Source organism: Hydrotalea flava, assembly GCF_001623405.1.
Classification (GTDB): domain Bacteria; phylum Bacteroidota; class Bacteroidia; order Chitinophagales; family Chitinophagaceae; genus Hydrotalea; species Hydrotalea flava.
The window spans coordinates 67,486-87,400 of sequence record NZ_LUHG01000065.1; the positions used below are offsets into that span (position 1 = coordinate 67,486).

General features: G+C 36.9%; 21 protein-coding genes. 4 read left to right on the forward strand and 17 right to left on the reverse strand.

All coding sequences use genetic code 11. From position 1 onward, the window contains the following. The first annotated feature begins 28 nt into the window (after positions 1-28). From A0F92_RS07160 to A0F92_RS07175, 4 genes are all read left to right on the forward strand, one after another. Positions 29-1,264 (forward strand): DUF1015 domain-containing protein, encoded by a 1,236-nt coding sequence (locus A0F92_RS07160; protein WP_068243498.1) that lies wholly within the window; start codon positions 29-31, stop codon positions 1,262-1,264. A gap of 33 nt (positions 1,265-1,297) precedes the next feature. Beyond that, positions 1,298-2,320 (forward strand): tetratricopeptide repeat protein, encoded by a 1,023-nt coding sequence (locus A0F92_RS07165; RefSeq protein WP_068243501.1) that lies wholly within the window; start codon positions 1,298-1,300, stop codon positions 2,318-2,320. Between the two features lie 171 nt (positions 2,321-2,491). After that, positions 2,492-4,288, forward strand: a complete 1,797-nt coding sequence (locus A0F92_RS07170) for an AMP-dependent synthetase/ligase (protein ID WP_068243504.1) — start codon at positions 2,492-2,494, stop codon at positions 4,286-4,288. Between the two features lie 49 nt (positions 4,289-4,337). After that, positions 4,338-4,952, forward strand: a complete 615-nt coding sequence (locus A0F92_RS07175) for a hypothetical protein (RefSeq protein WP_068243508.1) — start codon at positions 4,338-4,340, stop codon at positions 4,950-4,952. Positions 4,953-4,957: 5 nt separating this feature from the next. On the opposite strand, the gene yidD is transcribed toward A0F92_RS07175, so the two are convergent. The 17 genes from yidD to A0F92_RS07255 all read right to left on the reverse strand — a co-directional run bounded on the left by yidD (position 4,958) and on the right by A0F92_RS07255 (position 19,889). Further along, on the reverse strand, positions 4,958-5,191 hold the full coding sequence (gene yidD, locus A0F92_RS07180; protein ID WP_167516886.1) for a membrane protein insertion efficiency factor YidD: 234 nt from the start codon (positions 5,189-5,191) through the stop codon (positions 4,958-4,960). Beyond that, positions 5,163-5,576, reverse strand: coding sequence for a ribonuclease P protein component (gene rnpA / locus A0F92_RS07185; protein ID WP_068243514.1), 414 nt, complete (start codon positions 5,574-5,576; stop codon positions 5,163-5,165). The genes yidD and rnpA overlap by 29 nt, the downstream gene beginning before the upstream one ends. Before the next feature lie 76 nt (positions 5,577-5,652). Beyond that, complete coding sequence (rpmH, locus tag A0F92_RS15550) at positions 5,653-5,808, reverse strand: 50S ribosomal protein L34 (RefSeq protein WP_074419624.1); 156 nt, start codon at positions 5,806-5,808, stop codon at positions 5,653-5,655. A gap of 219 nt (positions 5,809-6,027) precedes the next feature. Next, complete coding sequence (gene murI / locus A0F92_RS07190; RefSeq protein ID WP_068243517.1) at positions 6,028-6,858, reverse strand: glutamate racemase; 831 nt, start codon at positions 6,856-6,858, stop codon at positions 6,028-6,030. A 70-nt stretch (positions 6,859-6,928) separates the two neighbouring features. Beyond that, entirely contained in the window at positions 6,929-7,528 is a 600-nt protein-coding gene (locus tag A0F92_RS07195; RefSeq protein ID WP_167516887.1) for an OmpH family outer membrane protein, read from the reverse strand. A gap of 38 nt (positions 7,529-7,566) precedes the next feature. Further along, positions 7,567-8,085 carry an OmpH family outer membrane protein gene (locus tag A0F92_RS07200; protein WP_068243730.1) on the reverse strand — a complete coding sequence of 173 codons (519 nt, stop codon included), beginning with the start codon at positions 8,083-8,085 and terminating at the stop codon, positions 7,567-7,569. 87 nt (positions 8,086-8,172) lie between these two features. Next, positions 8,173-10,929 carry a BamA/OMP85 family outer membrane protein gene (locus A0F92_RS07205; RefSeq protein WP_068243732.1) on the reverse strand — a complete coding sequence of 919 codons (2,757 nt, stop codon included), beginning with the start codon at positions 10,927-10,929 and terminating at the stop codon, positions 8,173-8,175. Positions 10,930-11,089: 160 nt separating this feature from the next. Continuing rightward, positions 11,090-11,851: an isoprenyl transferase gene (locus A0F92_RS07210; RefSeq protein WP_068243523.1), complete on the reverse strand. Its 762-nt coding sequence runs from the start codon at positions 11,849-11,851 to the stop codon at positions 11,090-11,092. A 178-nt stretch (positions 11,852-12,029) separates the two neighbouring features. Further along, entirely contained in the window at positions 12,030-12,881 is an 852-nt protein-coding gene (gene porG / locus A0F92_RS07215) for a type IX secretion system protein PorG (RefSeq protein WP_068243526.1), read from the reverse strand. A gap of 71 nt (positions 12,882-12,952) precedes the next feature. Then, positions 12,953-13,831, reverse strand: coding sequence for an NAD kinase (locus A0F92_RS07220; protein WP_068243529.1), 879 nt, complete (start codon positions 13,829-13,831; stop codon positions 12,953-12,955). 178 nt (positions 13,832-14,009) lie between these two features. Further along, positions 14,010-15,410, reverse strand: a complete 1,401-nt coding sequence (locus tag A0F92_RS07225; protein ID WP_068243532.1) for a POTRA domain-containing protein — start codon at positions 15,408-15,410, stop codon at positions 14,010-14,012. Between the two features lie 125 nt (positions 15,411-15,535). Continuing rightward, entirely contained in the window at positions 15,536-16,195 is a 660-nt protein-coding gene (locus tag A0F92_RS07230) for a CBS domain-containing protein (RefSeq protein ID WP_068243536.1), read from the reverse strand. A gap of 30 nt (positions 16,196-16,225) precedes the next feature. Further along, positions 16,226-17,005, reverse strand: coding sequence for an alpha/beta fold hydrolase (locus A0F92_RS07235; RefSeq protein WP_068243539.1), 780 nt, complete (start codon positions 17,003-17,005; stop codon positions 16,226-16,228). 204 nt (positions 17,006-17,209) lie between these two features. After that, a complete protein-coding gene (locus A0F92_RS07240) occupies positions 17,210-17,719 on the reverse strand; it encodes a CvpA family protein (RefSeq protein ID WP_068243542.1) in 510 nt (169 codons plus the stop codon). A 105-nt stretch (positions 17,720-17,824) separates the two neighbouring features. After that, the gene (locus A0F92_RS07245; protein WP_068243544.1) at positions 17,825-18,277 is read right to left on the reverse strand and encodes a GatB/YqeY domain-containing protein; all 453 of its coding nucleotides are present in this window, start codon (positions 18,275-18,277) and stop codon (positions 17,825-17,827) included. 32 nt (positions 18,278-18,309) lie between these two features. Next, a complete protein-coding gene (gene gldC / locus A0F92_RS07250) occupies positions 18,310-18,663 on the reverse strand; it encodes a gliding motility protein GldC (RefSeq protein ID WP_068243545.1) in 354 nt (117 codons plus the stop codon). A 95-nt stretch (positions 18,664-18,758) separates the two neighbouring features. Next, positions 18,759-19,889 carry a glycosyltransferase family 4 protein gene (locus A0F92_RS07255; protein WP_068243548.1) on the reverse strand — a complete coding sequence of 377 codons (1,131 nt, stop codon included), beginning with the start codon at positions 19,887-19,889 and terminating at the stop codon, positions 18,759-18,761. Positions 19,890-19,915 lie beyond the last annotated feature (26 nt).

Below are 19,915 nucleotides of genomic sequence, written 5' to 3' on the forward strand. Positions count from 1 at the left end.
TTTAAATCATTTAAACAAGTACGATAGCATGGCGATTATTCAACCTTTTAAAGCTTTAAGACCACAACCACAGTTTGCAAAACAAGTGGCCAGTAAACCCTACGATGTATTAAGCAGTGCTGAAGCAAAAATTGAAGCACAAGGCAATCCTGCTTCCTTTCTGCACATTACCAAAAGCGAAATTGATTTGCCCGAACAAACAGATGTTCATGCACCGGAAGTATATCTACAAGCCAAACAAAACTTAGATGCTTTTCTGAAAAGAGAAATCCTGTTTCAGGAATCGAAACCCTGTTATTACATTTATCGCTTAATGATGGATGGCAAAAGCCAAACCGGTTTGGTTTGTACCAGTGCGGTTGATGATTATGATAACAACATCATCAAAAAACATGAATTTACCCGGCCCGATAAAGAACAGGACCGTATTAATCATATAACCTTTACCGGTGCCCAAACCGGCAATGTATTTCTTGCTTACAGAAATGTTGATGCCATTGATGCTTTTATTACACAATGGACCACCGCCAAAACACCCGGTTATGATTTTGTTGCCGATGATGCAGTGCAACACAGCATTTGGGTAATGAATGATGGTAATGCAATTGAAACCATTACCGACTTATTCGCCAAACATGTTCCGGTAACCTATATTGCTGATGGCCACCACCGGGCAGCTTCTGCTGCCAAAGTACGACAGTCATTCAATGGTAAAATACCTGAAGCCGCCAATTATTTTCTAACCACTTTATTCCCGGCTAATCAGTTATCGATAATGGATTATAACAGGGTAATATCAGACTTAAATGGGCATACACAAGAAAGCTTATTGGCAGCCTTATCAAAAAACTTTACAGTTCAACTCATCGGAGAAAAAGCATTGAAACCTACTGCTCTACACGAAATGGGTATGTACCTGAATGGCAACTGGTATCAATTAAACGCTAAACCCGGCACCTTTAGCACCGACCCGATTGGCATTTTAGATGTTAGTATTTTGCAAAAAAATATTTTAGAACCCATTTTCAATATTATTGACCAACGCACAGACAAAAGAATTGATTTTGTGGGTGGCATTAGAGGTATGGCAGCATTGGAAAGCCGTGTAAACAGTGGCGAAATGAAAGTGGCATTCAGTTTATTTCCTGTTAGCATGGAACAATTATTCACCATTGCAGATACCAATAATGTAATGCCTCCTAAAAGCACTTGGTTTGAACCTAAATTACGCGATGGTTTATTAACACATTTAATTTATGAATAAGTGTATTTTCGCCAAAGCCTGAAATGTATTTTTATGAAACATGTTGTTTTTCTATGTTTTTTTGGTTTATTGGGAATAATGGCAATGGCGCAAACCCAGGATGCTGCCCAGTTGTATAAAGATGGCAAACAATTAATGCAACAGGGCGATTACGATAATGCAGTAATGGTGCTGAACAATGCATTACAGCAAGATCCGAACAACTTAGACATACAAAAAGATTTGGCCTTTGCTAATTTTTTGAACAGAGATTATACCAGCGCCATTAATGTCAGCAAAAAAATTATTGCCCAACCTGGTGCCGATGAACAGGCCTATCAAATATTGGGCATGTGCTATAAAGCCATTGCAGAATACAAAGAGGCTGGCGATTTATATGAAAAAGGTTTAAAAAAATTCCCCAATAGTGGTGTATTATACAATGAATATGGCGAAATGTTGGCCATGAATAAAACATTAGACAAAGCCATTCAATATTGGGAAAAAGGCATTGAGGCAGACCCAAATTACAGCAGCAACTATTTCAATGCAGCCATGTATTATGCACAAAACAACGATAACCTGTTGTGGGTGATATACTATGGCGAAATATTCATTAATTTGGAAAGTTACACTACCCGCACTGCCAGCATGAAAAGCACCATTTTAGATACTTATAAAAAACTATATACCCAATACAAACCCGAACAATGGGGTAGCGGTTATAAAAAAACACCTTTTGCACTGGCCTTTTTTCAGGTGTTAAAAAATAGTATTTATCAAATTGCTACGGGTGTAACACCCGATAATTTAATGGCTGTAAGAACCCGCTTTATTTTGGATTGGTATAATAGCGGCCTAAACCAGCAATTTCCCTCCCGCCTTTTCGATCAGTGGCAATACTTTTTAAGAGATGGTATGTTTGAGGCCTATAACCAATGGATATTTGGTGCTGCTGCCAGTCCTGTTAATTATCAAAATTGGGTGCAAACACATACTGCACTGGCCGATGCTTTTAAACAATATCAGGCCAGTCGTATTTTTAAAATTCCTTTAGGCCAGTATTATCATCAATAATACACTCACTTACTTAACATCAAAATGCCAGCATTGATTTAGGAAAATAGATTTTCTTATTCACCCCCTATCATTCCTGTTTTTTTAATTAGCGATGTTTACTTAATTTGTATCGTGTTCAATATTAAAAACACCGTTACCGCAATATTTTAGTTTATAACGATTGCCTATATGATAACACCCAAAAGATTATTTGAAGTAACAGATCATCAGTTGCAACATTTTCCAAAAGAAACCATGCTGGCAGCAAAAGAAAATGGGCAATGGCGTAGTTACAGCACGCAACATGTGCAGCAAACTTCCTTACAATTAAGTGCCGGTCTTCTATCACTCGGCTTAAGCGGTAATGATTTTACCCCTGAAGGCAGCGATAAAGTGGCCATTATCAGCAATAATCGCCCGGAATGGATTATCACCGATTTGGCCGTTCAACAAACAGGTTCCATTTTGGTGCCGCTTTACCCCACTACCAATCCATTGGAGATAGAATTTATTTTAAACGATTCAAAAGTGACTACCATTTTCATCAGTAATGCTGATTTATTGGAAAAAATAAAATCTATTCAATCCAATGTTCCTACATTAAAAAATATTTTCACTTTCAACAAAATAGAAGGTGCCAGACATTGGAGTGAGTTATTGATAAAAGATGATGCAGCCCTGCAAAGGGTACAAACAATTCGGGCACAAATACCGGCTACACATTTGGCTACCATCATTTATACTTCCGGAACCACCGGTACCCCAAAGGGTGTAATGCTGAGCCATACCAATATTTACAGCAATGTAATGTTTAGTAAAGAAAGTTTCCCATTTGAAGATGCACCACACACAAAAGTATTGAGCTTTTTACCACTCAATCACATATTTGAAAAAACGGTTACTTATATTTACCTGTACAGTGGTATATCTATTTATTACGCCGAAAGTTTAGAAACTATTGGCGACAATTTAAAAGAAGTACAACCCGATGGTTTTACAACGGTACCCCGTTTGTTAGAGAAAGTTTTTGAAAAAATTATGCATACTGGTAACCAGTTAACCGGTATAAAACGTTGGTTGTTTTTTTGGGCTGTATCATTGGGTACACAATACGATAATAGAATCAATAAAGGATTTTGGTACAATACACAACTGGCAATAGCCAATCGTATTATTTTTAATAAGTGGCGTGCTGCTTTGGGAGGCAATGTGCAATATATTGTAACAGGTGGTGCAGCCTGTCAGGTTAAATTATTACGCATTTTTAATGCTGCCAAAATTCCGGTATACGAAGGCTATGGCCCTACAGAAAACAGTCCGGTAATTGCTGTAAACAGGAAAGTTGCGGGTGGAATGAAATTTGGCACAGTAGGCCCACCCATTAATGGCATTGAAGTGAAACTGGCAGATGATGGTGAAATTTTAGTAAATGGCCCCTGTGTAATGGTGGGTTATTATAAACGCCCCGACTTAACTGCCGAAACTGTAATAGATGGTTGGTTACACACGGGCGATATTGGCGTATGGGAAGATGGTACTTTTTTAAAGATTACCGACCGCAAAAAAGAATTGTTTAAAACCAGTGGAGGCAAATATGTAGCACCGCAACCAATTGAAAATAAATTAAAAGAAAATGCTTTCATTGAACAGGTATTGGTGGTAGGCCCCGAAAGAAAATTTGTGGGGGCACTCATTGTACCTGCTTTCAATAGGCTACAATCATGGATGAAAGAAAACAATATACCTTTTACTACGCAACAGGCGGCTATTGAAAACCCCAAAGTTCTGGAGCATTACAATAAAATCATTGATAAATACAACCAGTTGTTCAATCATGTTGAACAAATTAAAAAATTTAGATTATTGCCTGTTGAATGGAGCATTGAAACAGGAGAAATGACACCCAAAATGAGCCTGCGCAGAAAAATTATTATGGAAAAATATGCAGCAGATATTGAAAAAATTTATGCTGAAAATAATAACTAACCTAAATTACAGCAACACGTCTTTATTTTTCAATTTAAAACATATATGTATGATTCGTAACATTGTATTAATAACTATAATGGGTATTTTTTTGGCAGCTTGTTCTACTAATAACACTAAAAAAATAATGATTGTAGCCACCGGTAATATAGATGTTAATATGGATGCCAAAACCATTACCCTTAGTGGGGGAGCAGGCGCAAATGACAAAACCGTTGACTTTAATGTTGCAGGACCATTAACGCTTACTCTTAAGGATGAAGACGGTAAAAGCGCTGCCATTTCGGTAAATGATAATGGCTATTATATTTTGAATGCAAGAAAGGATACCATTGCAGGGGCTTATCAAAATTATAGTACACCTAAAACTAAAGTAGATACCATTAAACAGGAAACCATTGAAAGAGGAATTGACTCATTGAGCCAACTGATTGAAGGTAAAAATGTAAATGCAGCCAATCGCAATTTTTTTGTTACGCCAAGTAATATTGTAAAAATTACAGCGAATATGGATGCTTTTGTAGTACCTCCTTTTCACAGAATGACCTCGATTGAAAAAGTAGGCGATAAAGAACCGGAAGTATACCGTTTTTATACTTTAAATGAAATAAAGGAAAAGCTTGCAAAATTAAAAGCCTTAACGGCACCACCAACGGTAAAATAAATAATTTAAGGTACTGGATCATGGCCATGGCCACCCCAGGGATGGCATGAACTGATACGTTTAATAGAAAGCCAACCACCTTTAAAAATGCCATATTTTTTTAATGCCTCAATGGCATATTGTGAGCAGGTGGGCGTATACCGGCATTTAGGGCCAATATTGGGCGAAATAACGTATTGATAAAATTTTATCAATAGAATGAATGGCCAGCTAAGTATTATTTTTAATATCCATTTCATGCAATATGCCATACAGTTGCGTCAGTAATTTGTGTAATGCAGCAGGTAGTTTTTCCCGTTCGGGCATTTCTTTGCCAACATAAATAATAAACAAATAAAGCCGTAGCGGCTTTTCAGATAATAATTGCTGCAGTTCTACTTTATTGTTACGATAGGCTTCACGCATGAGCCTTTTAATACGATTGCGTTGCACTGCTTTTTTAAAATGACGGCTGCTCACTGTAACACCGGCCTGCAGCAATGCTTCATTACTAGTTTGCGACGCTATTTGATATAGCATTTTAAAGGGATAGCTATACAGTTGCCCGCCTTTCGCAAACAAAGCTTCAATTTGTTTGCGGCTTTTTAATTTTTCTTGTTTGGAATATGAAAAAATGCCCGGCATATTTTAAAAATGGTACATGAAAAAAGCCTCGTCCCGAAGGTGAGGCTTTTAAAGATATGAATAGAATTGAAATTGACTATTTTAATCCTTTCTCGCTAGATACGGTTAATTTTTTGCGACCCTTCCTTCTGCGACTGGCTAATACCTTTCTTCCATTAGCAGTTTGCATACGTTTGCGAAAACCGTGAACCGATTTACGGCGACGCTTATGTGGTTGGAATGTACGTTTCATAATAATTTTATTTTTCTAACCCAATAATAATTTTTCAACTTCAACAGTGGCCACCATACCACTCTTTTGTGAAAGGATGGCAAAGGTAAGGGCACAGACCGAAAGTTTGAACTTTTGCCCTAATTTTTTTTAACTCAGCCTATTTCTACTCATTCAAATGCAAAAAAACATGAAGCGGAATGCAAATATTATTGAAATAAAAGGTATACAAAAGCAGTTTTAACCTATTTCTACCTGAATGGCCCGAATGGGTTGTCCATAAAATAACCCGGCCTGTTGCTCAAAATTTTTTGAATCATCCGTAGTAAAAAAAGATTTACTGCCATTTTTGGTGCATTTTTCATCCATTTCAGGATGTCGCATTAAGTAGTTCTGCAAACTTTTGGCTACAATTCCACCTTGCACAATTACCTGAATATGTGGCGGTAATGCGGCTTTAATTTTATTGAACAATAGCGGATAATGCGTGCAGGCTAGTAAAACCGTATCAATAGCTGCACTTTGCGCCAATAATTGTTGCGTGTATTTAGTAACAAAATAATCGGCGCCGGCATTAAGGTGTTCGTTATTTTCGATCAGGGGCACCCACATAGGACAGGCCTGTTGCCAAACCTTCACTTCGGGAAAAAATTTTTTAATTTCGAGTGAATAAGATTGTGATGATACCGTTCCCTGGGTACCCATTATACCGATATGCCCAGTTTTGGAAAATGACCCAATAACTTCGGCCGAAGGCCTGATGACACCCAACACACGTTTATTAGCCCCAATAACCGGTAGATTTTTTTGCTGAATGGTACGCAATGCCTTAGCAGATGCTGTATTACATGCTATAATCACCAACGAACAACCCCGAGCAAAAAACCACTCTACACATTGCAGGGTATAATGATAAACCGTTTCAAAACTGCGTGAACCATACGGAGTTCTGGCATTATCACCCAAATAGATATAATCATATTGCGGCAATAAAGCAGTTACTTCTTTTAAAACAGTTAACCCACCATAGCCACTGTCGAATACGCCAATTGGACCCTTCTGTGTTAGCATAGCTCAAAAATAAGAAAGCATCCGGCCTTTTCATGCTGCGGATGCTTCTTTATTGATGTTTAAAATATTTTTAGTGTTTCACAGGTGCTTTAGAGGGCGTTATTCCACCTGAAGTACTAATACCCAACGCTTTTATTTGGTCTTCCAGTTCTTTGGGTAAAGGAATTTTCATTTTAGCCAGTACACGTAAAGTTAGCTCTTCAGATTTTTCAGCATATAATAAAGCATCCGGCTTAAATACATAGGTATATTTTTGCTCAGCCATTACCGCCTGAAATGCTTTACCAATAATATCATAATATGGTTGTAACAATTGTTGTTGTTTTTGCTGCATCATTTGATTTTGATATTGCTGCCAATTTTGAAGTTTGGCAAACTGATCTGCTAAATCTTTCTGCATAATTGATTTCATACTGGAATTCATACGGGCAGAATCTGCTTTGTAAATACTGTCTTTTCTTTTAAACTCACTAATGGCATAATCTCTTTGTTCATTCAGCGAATCGGTCATGTATTGGTTCAAAAGCGTATCTACTTTTTGAATACCGGGCATTAATGCCAAAACATTTTGTTCATCAAAAACGCCAATTTTAATATTTTGGGCCATTGTGGTGCCTGCCATTATCATACTCAAACCCAGTGCGGCAAATAATACTATTGCTTTCTTCATTGTTTTTGTTTTATAGATTGTTTTTTGTTTATGTTATTTTAAGGTTTAATTCCCAATTCACGGAGCACATCATCACTCTTATCTAATTTTGGGTCGACAAATATAACGGTAATTCCTTCACTTTTATCCAGAACAAAATCATAAGCTTTTTCAACAGCAATTTTTTGAATGGCATTGTATACTTTGTCTTGAATGGGCTTTATCAATCGTTGACGTTCTTTAAACACATCTCCATCATAACCGAACCTTTTTTTCTGCAAATCACGTACCTCTTTTTCTTTATTAAACAATTCTGCTTCGCGTTTATTTTTTAGTTCATCGCTTAACATTACCTGTTCAGCGGCATAATTTTTATACATCTGATCCAGTGCAGCCTGTTTATCATCTATTTCTTTTTGCCACTGCTCACTAATCAGTTGAATTTGTTTATTTGCCTGAACATATTCGGGCATTTTGTTTAAAATATACTTGGTATCTATTACGGCATAACGTTGCGCCTGCACTGCACCCAGACTGAGCAGGATACAGCCAATCAGTAAAAACGATAATTTTTTCATACCTGTATTTTTCAATTTATGAACATCCTCCTGCTTGGTTGCAGTGGCTGTATTTAACCATACAAATTAAGCAAATTCAATACAATCCTATTCCGGTTCAAATCCTAACATAAAGGTAAATCTGGAAATATCTTTTAAGCTGGCACCAGGCGTATACCTATCTAACCCTATTCCATAATCAAATCCCAGCAATCCGAACATAGGTAAAAAGAAGCGCATACCCACACCCACGGAACGCCTTAACTGAAACGGATTATAATCTTTTAAATCATACCAGCCATTGGCTGCTTCAAAAAATGACTCTGCATAAATTGTACTACTGGGGTTTAAACTTAATGGGTACCTTAATTCGGCAGTGTATTTATTAAACATGGTAAAATACTGACTTGCACCGGTTTGGTCGGGGTTAATACGCGGATTAGAGGTTTCATACACAGGGTAACCTCTTTGCGAAATAATATCGTATCCTATTAAAGCATATTGGTTGCTTAAACCGGCATCACCCAACTGAAAACGCTCAAAGGGTGAGATTTGCAGTTGCGGATTATATCTTCCGAGGAAGCCGAATTTAGCTGCTAATTTCAAAACAAACATTTTGTTATGGTCTTCACCGGTACCTTTACTTAAGGGCACATACCACTCACCATTGAAGCGCCATTTATGATACTCAATAAAATTATAAGGATCATTTTGTGTAACCACACCCGGATTAAATGCTGAGTAGGGGGGGGTTACGGCTAAACTTGCTAAAAAGGTTGAACCCGAAGTTGGGAATAAAGGCTGGTTAACAGATGACCGTTGTAATGCAACCTTAAAATTGAAGTTATTGGAAATACCATTGTTAAATAAAGTACCGTCGCGTAATTTAAGTTGCTGACTAATAGCATAGTTAACCAATTGATAACGGGTATAATTAACAGAGAATGAAAGGGAGAAATAATCATCAGGCCAGGTTAACTGTTTGCTATATGATACCGAAGCACCGGTTGTTTTTAGGAATGAACGACCTGCTGCTGCGGCAGTATAGGTACCGGTAAGCGGGTCGTAGGCATTGGCAAATTTGGTATCATAAATAGAAAATGTTAGTGCGTTTCTTTTTTTACCACCTACCCATGGTTCGGTGAAAGAGAAATTATAGGAACGAAATGCCCGCCCGTTACTTTGTACACGGAAACTCAATTTTTGTCCATCACCCATAGGTAACGGATCCCAGGCTTTTTTACTGAATATATTTTTGATGGAGAAGTTATTGAAGGAAACGCCCACTGTTCCGGTTAAGCCAATGGCGCCACCCCAACCGGCACTTAACTCTAACTGATCACTTGATTTTTCTTCAAGAGAATAATTTATATCTACTGTTCCATCATCGGGGTTAGGAACAGGGTTAATACCTATTTTTTCCTGATTAAAATAATTTAACTGAGCAATTTCACGCTGAGAGCGGATTAAATCGGTTCTACTAAATTTTTCACCCGGAATGGTACGTAATTCACGCCGAATAACGTATTCTTTTGTTTTATCATTGCCTGAAATCCGTACATTTTTAATAGTAGCTTGTGGCCCTTCTACCATCCTGATTTCATAATCAATGGTATCATTGTATACTGCAGTTTCAACCGGATCAGCTCTGAAGAAGAGGTAACCATTATCTAAATACAAGCTGCTGATATCGGCACTACCATCGGGAGCACCGCCACCTTTACCCAGGCGCTTGTTCAATATTTCCATATTGTACGTATCGCCTTTTTTAATGCCGAGTATTACAGTTAAAATAGAATCAGAATAAATGGTATTTCCCCTCCAGCTAATGTTTCCAAAATAATATTTATGGCCTTCACTTATTGCAATATCAATATCTAAATTTCCTTTTGAATTTTTAAATACCTGGTCTTTTACAATTTGGGCATCGCGGTAACCAATGGAGTTATAAAAATCAATAATCGATTCTTTGTCTTCGTTATATTTCTTCTCATTATACTTGGCAGAAACAAAGGGTTTTATGCGGATATATGGAGCTACTACTTTACGTGTATCTGTAAAGTTTAAAAAGCCTTTATCACGCATGTATTGTTGAAAAGTATAGGGTTGTGGTTTAATAAACCCGCTGGAATCAATCGATGGGAATAAGGTTAAATGGCCTTTTTCTTTGGTTCCCTTCATTTGTTTTTTTAGTTTGGCGGCATCTACAGTATTGCCGGCAAAATAAATATCGCTAATTTTAATTTTTCCGCCCCTGTCCACCACAAATACCAAATCCATTGAATTAGAACGGGTAGAATCTTTTATTTCCTGAATGGTTACATGAGCATTTTGATAGCCTTTATCGAAGAAATATTTACGAATGGCTTCAGAAGCTGTGCGTTTCATATTTTCGGTAACTACCCTTCCCGGCACCAGTCCGGTTTTGGAATTTAAATCGTCGGTAGCTCCTTTCCCAATGCCTTTAAAATAAAATTTTGAGAGGCGTGGTCTTTCGGTAACATTTATTTCAATGTCAATATTAGTACCTACTAATTTGGTAATATAAATTTCTACATTCGAGAAATAGTTTTGGCTCCATAATTTATTAATGGCTCTTGAAAAATTATCGCCTCCCGGAATTACCACTTCATCGCCCACATTTAATCCGGAAATGGAAATTAGCAGGTTTTCATCAAAATATTTGTTACCGGTTACTTTAATAGCTTCAATTTTATATTTTTTTGGGGTTTTTTGATTGAAGATATTAATAAGGTCAGCGTCTATAGAAGTGATAGTTGTATCAGCCTTTTGCTGGGCATATACAGACAGGTGAAAGCAACTAAGAAATAAAGCAAGAGTCAAAAGCTTAAGCGTTTTCTGCATCCGAATAGGGTTTTTTGGTATGGTTGCCGTTCTATTGCACCATAAAAAAGTAGCATTAGACAGTTGTTTCAGCATATATTAACTGGAGCAAATTAAAGGGAATAATTAAAAGTGTTTGTTAAATCGGCCGTTAAATTCATCACAATAGCATATTAAATTTTTATTTGTGTAATTCCTTCGCTTTAATTTGCCTGCTAATTTTTCCAAAACGCCGTTCCCGCATTTGAAAGTCGATAATGGCTTCATAAAGGTTTTCTTTTCTAAAGTCGGGCCAGCGTGTATTGGTAAAATACAATTCGGCATACGCCAATTGGTATAATAAAAAATTACTGATTCTATACTCTCCACTGGTTCTAATCATCAATTCCGGATCGGGCAGGTTACTGGTGCTCAGGTATTTTTGCAAGGTATCCTGATTAATGCTATCGGGTTCAATTTTACCGGCTTTTACATCTTTTGCAATGTTTTTTACGGCATTTACCAACTCCCATCGGCTACTATAACTCAATGCCATCACTAAATTTAAACCGGTATTGGCAGCAGTTAAAGCTAATGCTTCGTTTAATGCAGTTCTGGCAAAGTCGGGCAACATGCTTAATTCACCAATAACATGTAAACGGATATTATTTTTATTGAGTACCGGCACTTCTTTGCGAATGGTTTCAACCAATAATGTCATTAATCCTTCTACTTCCGGTTGTGGCCTATCCCAATTTTCGGTACTAAATGCATACAGTGTAAGGTATTCAATGCCCAATTCGGCACACCCTTCTACAATATTACGTACACTTTCTACCCCATGAAAATGGCCATATAAGCGCTCCTGACCCTTTTCTTCTGCCCAACGGCCATTGCCATCCATAATAATAGCAATATGGCGGGGTAGTCTGGATGTATCAATTTGTTGTAATAAGGCTTGCATGTGAAACCCGTACGATTTTGTAGCGGCAAATGTAGGGAAAGCAATGGGTTTGTGAATAAAAATATAGCCCCTGACTAAAAGGTTTTCTCTGTTTTTGGCATTACAACATTATTGTACAAATGCATGTGCAGTTGTAAACATACCATTTTAGCTAAAATAAAGGGTAAAATAGAACATTTTAATGCGTTGGGCATTTATAGGATTGCAAATTGAATGAAACGCCAATTTGTAAAGAAACATAAGAATCGTTTTTGAGGCTGGTGCCACGCTGGCGACCTTTAATGCCAATAACAGTGCCTGTTTCATAACTGCGATCTTGCAATAAAAACCAGGTGGTTGGATTTCCATTGGCATCTATGGCAGGGTAAGCATCGGGAGCATATGTAGTGCTTACATCATCTATATAATCCGTATTAGTAAACCGGTAAGTTACTTCAGCAAACAGGTTCATTTTTTCATTTAAAGCATATTTTACACCTAACCCAAATGGTATACATAATGCAGTAGTGCCATATTGTTTCCTATTGGGATATAAGGGGCTGCCCTGGCCTTCTGTGCCTAATGGCCGCAAATACACTCTGGCGCCATTTAAATAGGTGTAGGGATTGTAAGAAAAAATACCAATACCCAAACTAATATAAGGTGTAAACCGGTATTCGGGAAAACCAGGAAGGAATTTAAAAAAATTAAAATCGCCGCTAATGGCCATTTCCCAAATATCTGTATTAAAACTCAGGTTGCGGCGCCGTTGAAAAGGGTTATCGCTATACTTATCTGAATAGCCCAAAAACAAATAATTGCCCGATAAACGAATTCCTACGTAATTGTTGATTTGTTTACGATAGAATAAGCCGCCGGAAAATTTGGGTTTATTCAATTTGCCGGTAGGGTTCAAATCACCAAAATAATGGTCGAGCCCAAGGGAAGCCCCAAACTCCCCATCGTGCACAAAGCTATCATACATTTGCGCATGCAAAGGCAGGTTAGATACGAGGCAGAGGGTGAATAACAGCCAATACTTTCTTATCATCAGATAGCAATATAATTTGATGTAAATATAAGTTTAAAATACAACCCGATTAAAAAATAATGATAACATTACTAATTTCTTTTATCGAGCCCCCAGGTTAATTTAGAATGCAGGGTAGAAAGAAAACTATTTTCATTTAACCGTATTAAGTTTACATGAAATTTTTCTTTTCGAATGGCGATTTGTGTATTGATGTCTACAATTTCTTTTCGGGCATCTAAAGCACAAATAAACTGATCGGTTCTGCCTTCTACTTCAAATGAAATTACACTGGTATCTGCTACAACGATGGGCCGTACATTTAAATTGTGCGGTGCCACCGAGGTAATTACAAAACTGGGCGAATCGGGAAATAAAATGGGGCCGTTACAACTCATATTATATCCTGTTGAACCCGTTGGTGTAGCAATAATTAAGCCATCTGCCCAATAAGTGTTTAAAAATTCACCATTTAAATACGTGTGAATTTTTATCATGGGCGAAGTATCTCTTTTATGTATTGAAAATTCATTCAATGCAAAGGGTGCATTGTTAAATAATGGCACATTGGCATCAATATGCAATAAACTTCTTTTATCTACTACAAAAGTGCGGTTCATCAGCGCATCTACGGCACTGGAAAGTTCATCAGGACTAATACTTGCCAGAAAACCAAGCCGACCAAAATTGATACCCAGAATAGGAATATTGCTGTTGCGAATTAAAGTAACTGCATCTAACATGGTTCCATCCCCTCCTAAACTGATTAAACATTCTACTTCTGCATCAAAATCATCTGCACTTTGAAAAGGCGTAATATGTTGCAATAAAGCTGCAGGCAATGGAAATCTTCCTAACAATGACCGGTATAATAATATTCCAATATTTTGCTGTATTAATAATTCTACCAGCAGTTGCAATGGATTGCCCTGTTCTATATCTAAACCACGGCTATAAATAGCTACTTTCATTTGTTACTGATTTATTTTCTGCAACAGGAAATATTCCTGATTTGTATAAATTTTGCTTTCAAAGAATGGTTGGATTTTTAAAACCGCTACAATTAATGATGTGATTTTTTAATTCTAAGTTTTAGGGATGACAGTCAACAAAGGCAGGTTGCACCATTTTGTACATCAACGCCATCGGCTAAAAACTATTATTGGCATGTAAATATAAACCTTTGCCTCCGAGTTGATTAAAGCTATATTCAAAACGAAATACAAAATCGTATATTGATACAATATCCAACCCAAAACCCCATGTATGCAACAGTTTGTTGTTTAATAAATTATTGTTCACATAAGGGTTAAAAGCATACCCTACATCCGTATATATTTTGGCATAAAACCGAAAAGGTATCTTGTCGTGTGTTTTACTTTTTATAGGATTTTTGAAAATATAGGTAAACAGTTGCCTGTTTAAAGAAAAATGTGCCAATCCACCGGCCATCCCATCTGCCACATAATATTCCAATCCGCTCATTTGATAGCTGCCATAACCCAATAAAGCCTGACTGAAAAAATAGGGATTATAAGGAAATTTAACAGTAGCAGAAGCATCGGCAACAATAAAAGTTTTGGGCATAATGGGTTTTGCAAACAATCCATATAAACCTAACTGCCATAAGTTAGTAGTTTTATCAATACCTCTTTTATATAAACTGCCTTGTGCCTGCCAACCATCTGTGGGATAAACATTATAATCGGTTTTAAAATATTGATAGATGTATGAAAAATCAATATACTTTACCTGGTTTAACCCATTGGGGAAGAACTGCGGATTTAAAGCCGCAACGGTATCGGATATGGCATCATGATCATATGAAACCCTGAAATAGTGGCGCTGGTACTGATCGGGACGATAAGAATAGGTGGCATCAAAACGGTAAAAGGTACGGGCATAATTGTTATCATTCTTAAAAAACAATTGCTGATTGGTAAGGCTGGTGGCATAATTCACCTCACGTTGGTTAGAGTATGCAAATCCCACATTAATGCCCTGCCTTAATTTTTTATCGAAAAAAGGCAAATTGTACCGCAGTGCCACCTGTTGGTTATAACCATTAATCAACCAAATATTTAAATTATCGTTCTGTCCTGTAAAATTGTTATAATTAAATTTAATACCATAATTCACCCGGCTAAAACTGCGGTGTTGCTGCACCCACCATTCATTAAAATTTCTGTCTACCAACCGAAAATAAGGCAGGGGCAAAAAATACAATCGCTCTTTTACGCGTATATGAACAAAGGCAATATTACCCTGTAAACAATCTACATAAACACTATCATCCACAAATAAACCGGTATTATAAATCAATTCTTTTGACTCAATTAGTTTTTGCTGTAACAGTTCAGGGGTAAGCCTGTCACCTTTTTTCAATGTTGCTTCCCGCAAAATGATATAATCTTTTGTTTTTTTATTTCCGAAAATAGAAATGCCCCCAATAATGTATTCAACAGGTTTTTGTAAAGGAAGTCTATCAATGGGTTGTGCCTGAATATGAATGAAGCAGAATAATAAAATAACAAGGCACAAATAGCGCATAAAAATGATGGATGGTTTGCTGGGTGGTAAAAGTAAGGTTTAGCTGTTATTTGCGTAAAAACACTTAAAAAAATTAACAACGATACATATACGTAATATACAAAGAAATGGTTGTGCAGGGTATGTTACACGTTTAGATAAGCCATAAGGTTATCGTAATTGTCTTTTATTTCGTTGGCATATAATTCCTCGCCAAAGTAATAGAGAACAGCATATTCATAACGCTGAAAAGTAGCAACAACATCGCTTATTTCTGTTTTATTAATTTTAATAGTTACCTCTAAAAGACCGGTATCGTTATTAAAATAAGAGTTGAGTTGAGTAATAAATGCATCATTGGTTTCAACCAGCCGGTTAATTTCACCAAAAGAATAATTTTTTCTTTCCATTTGTAAAACAAGGGTAGCGCCAGGCATATCTACGCCTATATAACGTGCTAAAATGCCGAGTAAATCTTCCGAACGAAGTATGCCTTCTAAAATGTTCTGCTCATTTACTACAGGAATTAAAGATAAATGGTGGGCAGCGGCCTGTTTTACTGCGGTAAGAATGGAATCGGTACTTTTAACAGCTACTGATTGTAAACTATTTTGCAAGTTGCCAAGTATGGCATCGTCGGTTACATCTAACAACGCATCTTTATAAATAAGGCCAACATATTTATCATCCGCACAAAGAGGCCAATGGCGCACATCGTAAGATTCTATTAACTCTAAAGCTTTATAAGCTTTATCTGTTAATTGTAATATTGGATAATCGGTATGTATGAATTGTTGTGCTAACATGCCAGTTGGTAACGTATTAAATATATTGTATTAACGTAACTGTTCGGCAGATTGTTTTATTTTAGACAGAAAGGATTCCAATATTTTATTGAATGCATCCGGCACTTCCATCATGGGCGCATGTCCGCATTTATCTATAAAATGCAATTCACTATTGGGAATCAGCTTGTTAAACTCTTTGCCTACAAAAGGTGGTGTAATGGTATCATTATTTCCCCAAATTAATAGGGTTGGCTGTTGAATCTGACTCAGTTCTTCACCCAAATTACTTCTGATGGCGCTTTTAGCCAGTGCTATTATTTTAATAACTTTTAAACGGTTATTGGTAATTTCAAACACTTCATCTACCAGTTCTTTGGTAGCCATGGCCGGATCATAAAAAGTTAATTCTGCTTTTTTTCGAATATATTCATAATCACCTCTTTTGGGGTAACTATCGCCCATTCCATTTTCAAAAAGCCCCGAACTGCCTGTTAAAGTGAGTGTTTTAATTTTTTCAGGATGTTTTAAAATATGAACCAAAGCTACATGCCCGCCAAGCGAGTTGCCCAGCAAATGAATATTATCATAACCACGCATTTCAATAAATTTATGTACATGCTTTTCAAGGCCATGTACGGTGGTATGAAAAATATCTAATTCAAATAAGGGCAAAATGGGTACAATAACTTTGTGTGTTTTTCGAAAATGCTCTACCAAATACGTAAAATTACTCAATGCACCAAAAAGGCCATGCAACAACAATAATGGTTCACCTTCTCCCTCTTCGAGAAATTTAAATTTATCTATTTGTTTTAATTGATACTTCATGATACGATGCTTAAACCAAGTTCTACTGCGTGTTTGTTTACAAATAAAAGCAAAATATACCGAAAAAATAAAAGTCAGGCCTCACTTGGGCTGTTACTTTGAACGGCAATCTGTTCGCTAAGTTATCATATTCCTGTTTGAGCTGAACAGATACCTAAATATAAAGAAAAAAAGTTGTTGCGGGCATCTGCCATTTTAAATGTGCTATATAGTTCTTAACTGATGTATGCTTTGTTCTAAAAAAGGAATCACCATCCCTGCTTTGTGCAGTAATATAGGTACATTTTTTTGAATATAAGGATAGCATTTAGAAGTTTGGATGGCTGTATTGCTTAATACATGCACTTTAGCGGCATAATACATAATAATGGCACCAATACTTACATATAAAAATACATACAAAACCATACCCAATAACTTGTTCAACAAACCCATCCACAACAGTTCAATGGTTTGTTGCAGCAAATTGGCTAAAAAATGCACCACCACCATTATAATAGCCAATACCATCAAAAAGGCTACAAAACTCATCCACTGGCCACTTAATGTGGTTTGCGTTTGTAACCAAACAGCTACCCACTCAAAGGTTTTAAATGCAATGACCAAACCCGCAATAATAGCCACCATTGAAAATACAGCTACAACGAGACCGCGTTTGTATCCTTTATACAAACCCAACAGTAGCAGCAATATTACCGGCACATCAATCAACATGATACATCCTTTTCAGTAAAAAATATTTTTCTGTAATGATATTTATAGTAAAGCATGTTTACCATTGAGGTGCCAGCACATTATGAAAACAATAAACAAGCCATGTTATGATTGCAATAATTCTTTTACACAGGCTGCAATGGCCTTTCCATCTGCCTGTCCGGCTAGTTGTTTAGAGGCTACACTCATTACCTTTCCCAAATCGGCTGCAGTAGTAGCGCCGTTGGCAGCTATAATTTTTTGAACGGCCTCTTTCAATGCTTCGGGCGATAATTGTTGGGGTAAAAACTTTTCTATAACGGCTATTTCTTCTTCTTCTTTTAGAGCCAAATCAGGCCTGTTTTGCTTTTGATAAATTTCCAAAGAATCTTTTCTTTGCTTCACCAACTTCTGCAATAGTTTTAATTCTGCTTCTCCGGCAATTTGCCCATTGGCTCCCGGTTCGGTTTTAGCTTTTATAATTTCTGCTTTAATGGCTCTTAAGCCTCTTAACAAGGCTTCGTTTTTAGCCTTCATAGCTTCTTTCATTTCTGCCATTACTTTTTCTTCTAAATTCATATTGTAATTTTTTTTAATTTAAAATATCATACTTACATCAACTTGTTTTGTTGCAGTTGTATTTCTCTGAATTTTTGATAAAAGCTTTTGGCAAATGCTTTCATATCTTCTACCAATTCCTTGTGCTGGGTTGCACGGGCAAAGGTATCGGCCATTGACATAAGGTTTTGATAATAAAAATCGGCCATTTCATCTACCATCATTTCTTTGGTCCACAAATCAATTCGCAAAGCACTTTTATCAAAACCATCCCAAAAAGCCACCATCATGGCTTTTGCCTGCTGTGGTTCATCCACCGTACTATCGCTGGCCTGCCATAGAATGTTTGCCGGAATTTTATCGGTATCTAACGTAACTTTAATGTGAATATCTGATTGATGCATCATTTTCTAATTTATGTAGTGTAAAGTGGCAAAAATACAATATTCAGTTAAAGGCAGCATGCAATTAACAGTGTATGGTGCTTAAAATATAAAATGTATTATTTTTTAGCGAGTTGTTGTATAGCCTGCCAGAAACGGTTGGCACTATCATCCCAGTTAAATTTTTTGGAATGTTGTTTTCCGGCTTCAATTAATTGGTTCCGTTTTATTTCATCTTTATATATCAGTTGCATTTGTTGTGCCAGCTCTTCCACATCATCCGGTGCTGCCAATAAGGCGGCATGGCCGGCAATTTCAGGTAAACTGCCTGTGTTGCTGCAAATAACAGGCGTTCCACTTTGCATGGCCTCTATAACGGGCACACCAAAACCTTCAAAAAAAGAGGGGTAAATCAGTGCATATGCTGCTGCCATGATAGGTTGTAAAACGGCATCACTTACATAATCTAACAACACCACATCATCCCGGTGCTTATAACTGTCTAATTTTTCCATAATATCATTGTATTGCCAAGCCAAACGCCCTGCTACCAATAATTTCATATTGCTTTTCTGCCATTTTTTAAAAATGGTAAATGCTTTTAACAAATTCAGTAAATTTTTTCGGGGGTGAATGCCTCCCACAAATAAAAAATATTCACAACCATTGGCATATTGGGTTTTAATAGCCTGCCTTGCCTCAAATGGTAAAGGTTGAAAACCCGATTTGGCTGCATTGTACACTACGGTAGTTTTAGCTGCTGCAAATGGATAATGTTGTGCAATATCCTCTTTCGAAAAATCAGAAACCGTTACAATGCTTTGTACTTTTTTTAAAAAGCGGGGAGTAAAATAGCGGTAATAATACAAATGATGTTTTGGAATAAAGGAAGGATGGTGTTTAAAAGCCAAATCGTGTACCACCAAAAGCTGTGGTATTTTTGTAGTAAGCGATGCAAAACCATAAGGCTGCACCAAAACATCCGGTGCAAATTTACGCAATACCAAAGGCACTTTTACATCGTACCAATATTTAAATGAAAGGGCATGCTTTGCAGATGGAGGAACTACTAACGGTACTATATTGCTGCCGGTTATAAAAGCTTCATCATAAGGCCGGTCGAAAATAAAAATGAAACTCGTTTCCGGATGTTGCAGTACCAACCGTTTAAATATTTCGTGCACATAATTTCCATATCCTTCCATAACATCTGCCCGTAAAAACCGGGCATTCAAAGCAACACATTTCATAATTGATGGATTAAAGCAGAAAAATA

What these genes read in the sequence shown, in the direction of transcription:
- A0F92_RS07200 (WP_068243730.1), bottom strand. Translation starts at nt 8,085, where the DNA reads ATGAAAAAATTATCGTTTTTACTGATTGGCTGTATCCTGCTCAGTCTG.
- A0F92_RS07165 (WP_068243501.1), top strand. Translation starts at nt 1,298, where the DNA reads ATGAAACATGTTGTTTTTCTATGTTTTTTTGGTTTATTGGGAATAATG.
- A0F92_RS07225 (WP_068243532.1), bottom strand. Translation starts at nt 15,410, where the DNA reads ATGCGCTATTTGTGCCTTGTTATTTTATTATTCTGCTTCATTCATATT.
- porG (WP_068243526.1), bottom strand. Translation starts at nt 12,881, where the DNA reads ATGATAAGAAAGTATTGGCTGTTATTCACCCTCTGCCTCGTATCTAAC.
- A0F92_RS07255 (WP_068243548.1), bottom strand. Translation starts at nt 19,889, where the DNA reads ATGAAATGTGTTGCTTTGAATGCCCGGTTTTTACGGGCAGATGTTATG.
- A0F92_RS07160 (WP_068243498.1), top strand. Translation starts at nt 29, where the DNA reads ATGGCGATTATTCAACCTTTTAAAGCTTTAAGACCACAACCACAGTTT.
- gldC (WP_068243545.1), bottom strand. Translation starts at nt 18,663, where the DNA reads ATGATGCATCAATCAGATATTCACATTAAAGTTACGTTAGATACCGAT.
- murI (WP_068243517.1), bottom strand. Translation starts at nt 6,858, where the DNA reads ATGCTAACACAGAAGGGTCCAATTGGCGTATTCGACAGTGGCTATGGT.
- A0F92_RS07210 (WP_068243523.1), bottom strand. Translation starts at nt 11,851, where the DNA reads ATGCAAGCCTTATTACAACAAATTGATACATCCAGACTACCCCGCCAT.
- A0F92_RS07175 (WP_068243508.1), top strand. Translation starts at nt 4,338, where the DNA reads ATGATTCGTAACATTGTATTAATAACTATAATGGGTATTTTTTTGGCA.
- A0F92_RS07245 (WP_068243544.1), bottom strand. Translation starts at nt 18,277, where the DNA reads ATGAATTTAGAAGAAAAAGTAATGGCAGAAATGAAAGAAGCTATGAAG.
- A0F92_RS07170 (WP_068243504.1), top strand. Translation starts at nt 2,492, where the DNA reads ATGATAACACCCAAAAGATTATTTGAAGTAACAGATCATCAGTTGCAA.
- A0F92_RS07195 (WP_167516887.1), bottom strand. Translation starts at nt 7,528, where the DNA reads ATGAAGAAAGCAATAGTATTATTTGCCGCACTGGGTTTGAGTATGATA.
- yidD (WP_167516886.1), bottom strand. Translation starts at nt 5,191, where the DNA reads ATGAAATGGATATTAAAAATAATACTTAGCTGGCCATTCATTCTATTG.
- A0F92_RS07235 (WP_068243539.1), bottom strand. Translation starts at nt 17,005, where the DNA reads ATGAAGTATCAATTAAAACAAATAGATAAATTTAAATTTCTCGAAGAG.
- A0F92_RS07230 (WP_068243536.1), bottom strand. Translation starts at nt 16,195, where the DNA reads ATGTTAGCACAACAATTCATACATACCGATTATCCAATATTACAATTA.
- A0F92_RS07205 (WP_068243732.1), bottom strand. Translation starts at nt 10,929, where the DNA reads ATGCAGAAAACGCTTAAGCTTTTGACTCTTGCTTTATTTCTTAGTTGC.
- rnpA (WP_068243514.1), bottom strand. Translation starts at nt 5,576, where the DNA reads ATGCCGGGCATTTTTTCATATTCCAAACAAGAAAAATTAAAAAGCCGC.
- rpmH (WP_074419624.1), bottom strand. Translation starts at nt 5,808, where the DNA reads ATGAAACGTACATTCCAACCACATAAGCGTCGCCGTAAATCGGTTCAC.
- A0F92_RS07240 (WP_068243542.1), bottom strand. Translation starts at nt 17,719, where the DNA reads ATGTTGATTGATGTGCCGGTAATATTGCTGCTACTGTTGGGTTTGTAT.
- A0F92_RS07220 (WP_068243529.1), bottom strand. Translation starts at nt 13,831, where the DNA reads ATGAAAGTAGCTATTTATAGCCGTGGTTTAGATATAGAACAGGGCAAT.